The 7,200-nt window shown below is 70.9% G+C and carries 7 protein-coding genes and 1 tRNA gene; 3 read left to right on the top strand and 5 right to left on the bottom strand.

Features of this window, described 5'->3' with window-relative positions; all coding sequences use genetic code 11:
• Nucleotides 1–224: 224 nt before the first annotated feature.
• The 3 genes from M878_RS48490 to M878_RS71855 all read right to left on the bottom strand — a co-directional run bounded on the left by M878_RS48490 (nt 225) and on the right by M878_RS71855 (nt 1,387).
• Complete coding sequence (locus tag M878_RS48490) at nt 225–680, bottom strand: hypothetical protein (protein WP_023549309.1); 456 nt, start codon at nt 678–680, stop codon at nt 225–227.
• 89 nt (nt 681–769) lie between these two features.
• A complete protein-coding gene (locus M878_RS71860) occupies nt 770–1,249 on the bottom strand; it encodes an Hsp20/alpha crystallin family protein (protein ID WP_023549308.1) in 480 nt (159 codons plus the stop codon).
• Nucleotides 1,250–1,310: 61 nt separating this feature from the next.
• Nucleotides 1,311–1,387: transfer RNA gene (locus tag M878_RS71855), tRNA-Thr, on the bottom strand.
• 205 nt (nt 1,388–1,592) lie between these two features.
• Between M878_RS71855 and msiK the strand changes: the two genes are divergently transcribed.
• The 3 genes from msiK to M878_RS71840 all read left to right on the top strand — a co-directional run bounded on the left by msiK (nt 1,593) and on the right by M878_RS71840 (nt 4,226).
• Nucleotides 1,593–2,729: a diacetylchitobiose ABC transporter ATP-binding protein MsiK gene (gene msiK, locus M878_RS71850; RefSeq protein ID WP_031225476.1), complete on the top strand. Its 1,137-nt coding sequence runs from the start codon at nt 1,593–1,595 to the stop codon at nt 2,727–2,729.
• Nucleotides 2,730–2,938: 209 nt separating this feature from the next.
• Nucleotides 2,939–3,400 (top strand): hypothetical protein, encoded by a 462-nt coding sequence (locus M878_RS71845; protein ID WP_023549306.1) that lies wholly within the window; start codon nt 2,939–2,941, stop codon nt 3,398–3,400.
• A gap of 94 nt (nt 3,401–3,494) precedes the next feature.
• Nucleotides 3,495–4,226 (top strand): nucleotidyltransferase family protein, encoded by a 732-nt coding sequence (locus M878_RS71840; RefSeq protein WP_031225475.1) that lies wholly within the window; start codon nt 3,495–3,497, stop codon nt 4,224–4,226.
• Nucleotides 4,227–4,355: 129 nt separating this feature from the next.
• On the opposite strand, the gene M878_RS71835 is transcribed toward M878_RS71840, so the two are convergent.
• Nucleotides 4,356–6,023: a DoxX family protein gene (locus M878_RS71835; protein ID WP_031225474.1), complete on the bottom strand. Its 1,668-nt coding sequence runs from the start codon at nt 6,021–6,023 to the stop codon at nt 4,356–4,358.
• Nucleotides 6,024–6,186: 163 nt separating this feature from the next.
• The gene (rlmB, locus tag M878_RS71830) at nt 6,187–7,128 is read right to left on the bottom strand and encodes a 23S rRNA (guanosine(2251)-2'-O)-methyltransferase RlmB (RefSeq protein ID WP_023549303.1); all 942 of its coding nucleotides are present in this window, start codon (nt 7,126–7,128) and stop codon (nt 6,187–6,189) included.
• Nucleotides 7,129–7,200 lie beyond the last annotated feature (72 nt).

Genomic DNA, 7,200 nt, shown 5'->3' with positions numbered 1-7,200 from the left:
GTCGGCTTCGCCCAGCCCCCACCGACCTCTCCGAGCCCCATCGACTCCGCCCAGCCCCCATCGACTCCGCTGAGCCCGTCCGCTTCGCCGGGCCCCCACCGACTCCTGAGCCCGCCGTCGACTCCGCCCAGCCCCCACCGACCTCGTCAAGCCCCGCCGACTCCGCCCAGCCCCCACCGACCTCGCCAAGCCCCGTCGACTCCGCTGAGTCCCTGATCAGGGGATCAGCTCTCGTCGGCAGCCGGAAGTTCCGGCCACCCCTTACCGCGCTCGTCGGGCACCGGAAGCGGCTGCCGGCACGGTGTGGAGGCGTCGATCTCCGGTGCGGCCCGGACCAGCGAGGCAGCCATGGCCGCCGCCTCCGAGCGGTTCGGGGCGGAGACGGCGAGGAGGCGGAACGGGGCGGAGGGGCGCAGTTCGACGCATACGACGGGTCTGCCGGGCCGCAGGACGACGAAGTCCGCTCCGGCGAGGTGGCCGCGCGTGCCGACGCACCGGGTCCCGGGAATCCACACCCCGCGCCGGGGGTCACCGCGCAGCGCGCGCCACCAGGCTGGTTCGACGGTCACCCGGCACACCGCAGCGAGCGGCACCCGTACGTCACCACGCCGCGCGGCGACCCGTTCCCGCCACGTCAGACGGACGACCAGGTCGTCACCGCGGACGTCCATCCGGGCCATCGCCGGCCTCTCCGCGCAGGACGCGCAGGACGACCGGCGGGGCCGTCCTGCGCGTCTCACGCCCGTTTCGATCCTCAGGACCTGCGTCCTCAGGACTCGGCGATCTCGATGTGGCGCGGCTTCGTGGCCTGCGCCTTGGGAACGGTGACGGTCAGCATGCCGTCGCAGAGCGTCGCGTGGACGTCCTCCGACCTGACGTCGGCGGGCAGCAGGGCCCCGTACTCGAAGCGGCCGCTACGGCGGGTGCTGCGGCGCAGGACACCTTCGCGCTCCTGCTCCTTGTACTCACCTGTGATGCGCAGCTCGCGCGCGCTCATCTCGATGTCGATGTCGTCCCGCTTGATTCCCGGCAGCTCCGCCTCGATCACATAGGCGTCGTCGGTCTCCCGCATGTCGGCCGCGGGGGACCAGGCCATCGCGGCGGGAGCGGCAGCGGCGGCGCCTTCCAGCAGCCGGTTCATGCGCTCGAACAGCTCATCGAACTCGGCGGCGACGGGCTCGCCCCAGCCAAAGGCGTGGAACGGCCTCTCCAGCAGACTGCCGTGCCGGTGTCGGACAGGCAGCGTCATCGGGGTTCACCTCCCCGAATGTGGGTACATGGGTACTTTTCATACTCCATGTACCCATGTGTGGAGCCCCCTGTCGGATTCGAACCGACGACCTTCGCTTTACAAGAGCGGCGCTCTGACCAGCTGAGCTAAGGAGGCCTGCGCATGGGCGCCCGTGCAGTGTACCCAGGTCTGAGCCCGTCCCTGTCGAAAATTTCCGCGAAGTTCACAGTCGTCTTGGTGCTGACAGGGCGAGTGAACGGCAGGTACCGTCGTGAGCCAGTTCACCCGCGTGGACTACACCACCACCTTCCTACAACGGATCGTCCGGCACGTTCCTGCCGGTAGAAGGGGGCCCATCACCATGGCCACTGTCACGTTCGACAAGGCGACCCGGATCTACCCGGGTTCCACCAAGCCCGCCGTCGACTCGCTCGACATCGCGATCGAGGACGGCGAGTTCCTCGTCCTGGTCGGCCCGTCGGGTTGCGGAAAGTCCACCTCGCTGCGGATGCTCGCGGGGCTCGAAGACGTCAACGCCGGCGCCATCCGGATCGGCGACCGCGACGTCACGCACCTGCCGCCGAAGGACCGGGACATCGCCATGGTGTTCCAGAACTACGCCCTCTACCCGCACATGTCGGTCGCCGACAACATGGGCTTCGCGCTCAAGATCGCCGGCGTCAACAAGGCGGAGATCCGGCAGAAGGTCGAGGAGGCCGCGAAGATCCTCGACCTGACCGAGTACCTGGACCGCAAGCCCAAGGCTCTGTCCGGCGGTCAGCGCCAGCGTGTCGCGATGGGCCGCGCCATCGTGCGTGAGCCGCAGGTCTTCCTCATGGACGAGCCGCTGTCCAACCTGGACGCCAAGCTCCGTGTCAGCACCCGTACACAGATCGCGTCGCTGCAGCGCCGTCTCGGCATCACCACGGTCTACGTCACCCACGACCAGGTCGAGGCCATGACGATGGGCGACCGGGTGGCGGTCCTCAAGGACGGTCTGCTGCAGCAGGTCGACTCGCCGCGGAACATGTACGACAAGCCCGCGAACCTCTTCGTCGCCGGCTTCATCGGCTCCCCGGCGATGAACCTGGTCGAGGTGCCGATCACCGACGGCGGTGTGAAGTTCGGCAACAGCGTCGTCCCGGTCAACCGCGAGGCCCTGAAGGCGGCCTCGGACAAGGGTGACCGCACGGTGACCGTGGGCGTCCGGCCCGAGCACTTCGACGTGGTCGAGCTGGGCGGGGGTGCCGCCGCCTCCCTGACGAAGGACAGCGCGGACGCCCCGGCCGGTCTGGCCGTCTCGGTGAACGTGGTCGAGGAACTGGGCGCCGACGGGTACGTCTACGGCACCGCCGAGGTCGGCGGCGAGGTCAAGGACCTGGTCGTCCGGGTCAACGGCCGCCAGGTGCCGGATAAGGGCTCCACGCTGCACGTGGTGCCGCGGCCGGGCGAGATCCACGTGTTCTCGACGTCCACGGGTGAGCGCCTCTCCGACTGAGCAGCGCATTTGCTCCGAAGTTGACGAAAGGGGCCCCGCAGAGCGCCGCGGGGCCCCTTTCGTGTGCCGACTACGCCCGGATATACCCCGGCACAGCGATCATTCCGGGCGCGGCTGGTCAACCCTTTACCCAGAAAGAAGTGCCTTTTCATCCCCCGAAAGGGTGACTAAATGTCGCCAAATCATTACCCCGCGCTACCCTCACACGCGTGAAGCACTCCACCATCCCGCATACACGACGCGGCCACCGGGGCGGCCCTGCCCGCCGGATCGGCCGCACTCTCGCCCTCGTCCTGCCCGTCGTCCTGGTGCTCTCGGGGACCCTCGCGGTCACCCGGGTCAATTGGACGGGAAGCCCCTCCAGCTCGCTGCTGGCCGCCTCGGACGTCTCCTCGGCGGGGGTCTCCGCCAAGAGGGTCTCGCGCGCCCCACAGGACGTGCTCCGAAGCCAGCTGATGGGTGAGCTCCAGGAGAAGAACCCGGGGGTCGTCCTCACCCACCTCCAGCAGGCGGTCAACGGACGCCCTTCGCTCGCCCGGCACTGCGCCGCGATCGCCCGCGCCCTGGGCCAGGCCGCAGAGCGCATGTACGGCCCCTCCCGCGCCCAGTCCTACGCCCGCCCGGTGTGCGACACGTCGTTCGCCTCCGGCGTGCTCGCCGCGCACAGCTGACGCTCCTCTCGGGGGCGGCTGTTCCTTGTAACGGCTCCTCAAGAAGCGTGCCGCTGTCGGCCGGCCCGAGTGGGGCGCCACGTACAGTGCGGTCATGACCCATCCCAACGCCGCGTCGCGCCCCACTCAAGCCGTGGTCCTGGCCGGTGGCCAGGGCTCCCGGCTGCGTCCCTACACCGACGACCGGCCCAAGCCGATGGTCGAGATCCCCGGTACGGGCACTCCGATCATCGGCCACCAGCTGATCTGGCTCGCCGAGGAAGGCGTGACCGACGTGGTGGTCTCCTGCGGCCACCTCGCGGAGGTCCTGCAGAAGTGGCTGGACTCCGCCGACCTGCCCGTCTCGGTCACCACGGTCGTGGAGACCGAGCCCCTCGGCCGTGGCGGCGGCCTCAAGTACGCCGCCGCGCATCTGCCCCGCCCGGATCAGCCCTGGTACGCCACCAACGGCGACATCTGGACCCGTTTCTCGCTGCGGGACATGGCCGACTTCCACACCGAGCGGGATGCCACGGCCACGTTGGCGCTGGCACGTCCGCGTATCCCCTGGGGCGCGGTGACGACGGACGGGTTCGGGCACATCACCGACTTCATCGAGGCCCCGCCGTCGACGTTCGAGATCAACGCGGGTGTCTACGTCTTCTCGCCCGGGTTCGCCTCGCTGCTGCCGGAGCGGGGGGATCACGAGCGGACGACGTTTCCGGGGCTGGCCCGTGAGCGGAAGCTCTTCGGGTTCCCGATTCCCCAGGGGGCGTACTGGCGGGCCATCGACACGGCCAAGGATCTGACGGAGGCGGCCAAGGAACTGGCGGCGCTGGGGCGGTAGTTGAGTAGTTGACGTAGTTCAAAGGGATTCGAAGCAGTTCAAAGAGATTCAAAGGGAAGGGCCCCGTACCTCCACTGGGTACGGGGCCCTCTCCTTCTCTGTGGGCTGCCCGAGCAGGTTCTCTGTGGGCTATCCGAGCAGGCCGCCCACCAGGCCCTCCTGGCCGGAGGACGACGAACCGCCGCCGCTCGTCGACGAGCCGCCGCCGGTCGAGGAGCCGCCGGTGCTCGTCGGGCCGGCCGACGTGCTCGGGGCGCCTCCGGTCGGGGAGGACTGGCGGGGCGGGATCTGGCCCGTGGTGCCCTGGGTCTGGCTGGGCGTCGTGGTCGTACCGCCGGCGGAGCGGGTGGCGCCGGGGGTCGCCGCCCGGCCGGACGGGCTGGCGCCCGCGGTGGCGCCGCCCGTGGGCGAACCGGAGGAGGACGGGCTGTGGCTGTGCCGTCGGCTGGGCCCCTGCGGGAGCGGGGAACCGGGCTGGTCGTTGCGGGGGGCCTCGCCGGGGCCGGGGACGACCACGCGGCTGGAGTCGCGTACGGCGCCACCGAGCAGAGAGCCGACGAGCAGTGTGAGGCCGACCGTGACGACCGTGATGAGGGCGCCGCGGCGCAGGACGTAGCTGCGCAGGTCCCAGATGTCGGCGCGGGGGCCGAGGCGGCGCCAGGCGCTGGCGGCAAGGCGGCCGTCCACGGAGTAGACGGGGGCGCCGGCGATGATCAGCGGGGACCAGGCGGCGAGGTAGATGATGTCGGGGGCGTCGTAGGCGGGGACCGTCTTCCAGCTGACGGTGACGATCAGGGCGGCCGAGAGCAGGGCACCGACGACCGCGGCCACGCGCTGCCAGCAGCCGAGGATCGTGAGGACGCCGACGACCACCTGGAGGAAGGCGATGACCAGGCCGGAGCCGACCGGGTGGTGCAGGGCGAACTGGCGCAGCGGTTCGGCCACGTCCCACGGGTGCAGGGTGTTGAGCCACTTGACCATCGAGCCGCGCTTGCCGCCGTCGAAGTAGACGGGGTCGCACAGCTTGCCCATGCCGGCGTAGATGGTGATGAAGCCGAGGAAGATGCGGAGGGGGAGGAGGACGACGCCGAGGTTCATCCGGCGGCCGGGGTAGTAGGCGTGCCGGGCCGGGTCGTCGCCGTGGCGGCGGGTGGGGCGCGGGGCGTCGGGGTCGGATTCGGCGTACTCGTCGTAGTCGTCGTAGTCCTCGAAGTCCTCGTACGACTCGTAGCCGGCGTCCGGATAGGGCGGGTCGTCGTAGGCGCCGGCTTCCGTGCGCATGGGGGGCAGCAGGCGGGTCCCGGAGTCGTCGGGGGCGGTGCGCTGGTGGCCCACGACCGGGGTCTCCGACGTATGGTCCAGTACGTCGTAGCCGTCGCCGTAGCCGGTCTCGACGCGCGGGATGACCTGGGTGGCGCCGGGCTCGGGCTCGTCGGCGTGGCGGACGCTGCTGCCCCGCACGGCCTGGAGGAGGCGGTGGGCGCCGGTGTCGTCGGGGGCGGACTTGCCGCTCCACACGACGGGGCGGCGGCGGCCGGCGGCGCCCGACCGGCCGGCGGCGCCCACGACGGGCATCCGGGCGGGGTCGGCACTCAGATGCCGGGCGATCCGCGGGGACTGGGTACGTTTCGCCGACGGGCCCAGCTGTACGCGGAAGCTGGGGTGGTTGACGATGACCTGCGCCGGATCGCTCGGCACCTTCACCATGCTCAGCGCGGGAGCGTCGTCGGGCCCGGACTGGAATCCCGACGAGCGGTCCCCCGTGGGTGTGCGGGGTGTTCTGGTGTCCACACTCATCTAACCGAGTGACGTGGAGTTAGGACACTGCTTTGACCGGGACGGATGTGTCCGGACCCCGTCAAAGCAGCCTCGAACGCCACGCGGGCGCCAGAATTACCCCGTAAGGGTGAAGTTCCGGACGGGTGTTCAATCCTCGTTCCATCCCGTCCGCGTGCCGAAGTCAGCTACGCCTGCGCGCCGCCTCGTAGAGCACGATGCCCGCCGCCACACCGGCGTTCAGCGACTCCGCGCCGCCCGGCATCGGGATCCGGACGCGGACGTCGCAGGTTTCGCCGACCAGGCGGGACAAACCCTTGCCCTCACTGCCGACCACGATGACGACCGGGCCCTGGAGGGCTTCCAGGTCGCCGAGCTCGGTCTCGCCGTCGGCGGCGAGACCGACGACCGTGATGCCTGCCTTCTTGTACGCCTCCAGGGCGCGGGTGAGGTTGGTGGCGCGGGCGACCGGGGTGCGGGCGGCCGCACCGGCGGAGGTCTTCCAGGCGCCGGCGGTCATGCCGGCCGAGCGGCGCTCGGGCACGACCACGCCGTGGCCGCCGAAGGCGGAGACGGAGCGGACCACGGCGCCGAGGTTGCGCGGGTCGGTCACGCCGTCCAGCGCGACGATCAGCGGGTCGGCACCCTCGTCGTAGGCCGCGTCGGCGAGGTCCTCGGGGTGCGCGTACTCGTACGGCGGGACTTGCAGGACCAGGCCCTGGTGGTTGAGGCCGTTCGTCATGCGGTCCAGCTCGGGGCGCGGGGCCTCCATCAGGTTGATGCCGCCGCGCTCGGCGGCGAGCTGCAGGGCCTCGCGGACGCGCTCGTCGTTGTCGATGAACTGCTGGACGTAGAGGGTGGAGGCGGGTACGCCCTCGCGGAGCGCCTCGACCACCGGGTTACGGCCGACGACCATCTCGGACGCCGACCTGCCGGCGCCCCGGCGCTGCTGGGGGCGGCCCTGGGCGCGGCGGGCCTTGGCCGCGGCGGCGCGCTGCTTGGCGTGGCCCTTGCGCATCTCGGCGGGCGGGGTCGGGCCCTTGCCCTCCAGGCCCCGGCGCCGCTGTCCGCCGCTGCCGACCTGCGCGCCCTTCTTGCCGGACATGCGGCGGTTGTTCGCGGCCATGAGTTACCTGTCTCCGTGAGCTTTGTGTTGAGCGTCGTACGTACGTCTTATGCAGTGTGCCGCCCGGGAGGC

The sequence above is a fragment of the Streptomyces roseochromogenus subsp. oscitans DS 12.976 genome, assembly GCF_000497445.1.
In the GTDB taxonomy this organism is placed as follows: domain Bacteria; phylum Actinomycetota; class Actinomycetes; order Streptomycetales; family Streptomycetaceae; genus Streptomyces; species Streptomyces oscitans.
Note: the sequence above shows the minus strand (reverse complement) of the source record. Positions and strands in the feature narration are given on the sequence as shown.

Coding starts and splice junctions, on each gene's coding strand:
- M878_RS48490 (WP_023549309.1), bottom strand. CDS start 680: ATGGCCCGGATGGACGTCCGCGGTGACGACCTGGTCGTCCGTCTGACG.
- M878_RS71860 (WP_023549308.1), bottom strand. CDS start 1,249: ATGACGCTGCCTGTCCGACACCGGCACGGCAGTCTGCTGGAGAGGCCG.
- msiK (WP_031225476.1), top strand. CDS start 1,593: ATGGCCACTGTCACGTTCGACAAGGCGACCCGGATCTACCCGGGTTCC.
- M878_RS71840 (WP_031225475.1), top strand. CDS start 3,495: ATGACCCATCCCAACGCCGCGTCGCGCCCCACTCAAGCCGTGGTCCTG.
- M878_RS71835 (WP_031225474.1), bottom strand. CDS start 6,023: ATGAGTGTGGACACCAGAACACCCCGCACACCCACGGGGGACCGCTCG.
- rlmB (WP_023549303.1), bottom strand. CDS start 7,128: ATGGCCGCGAACAACCGCCGCATGTCCGGCAAGAAGGGCGCGCAGGTC.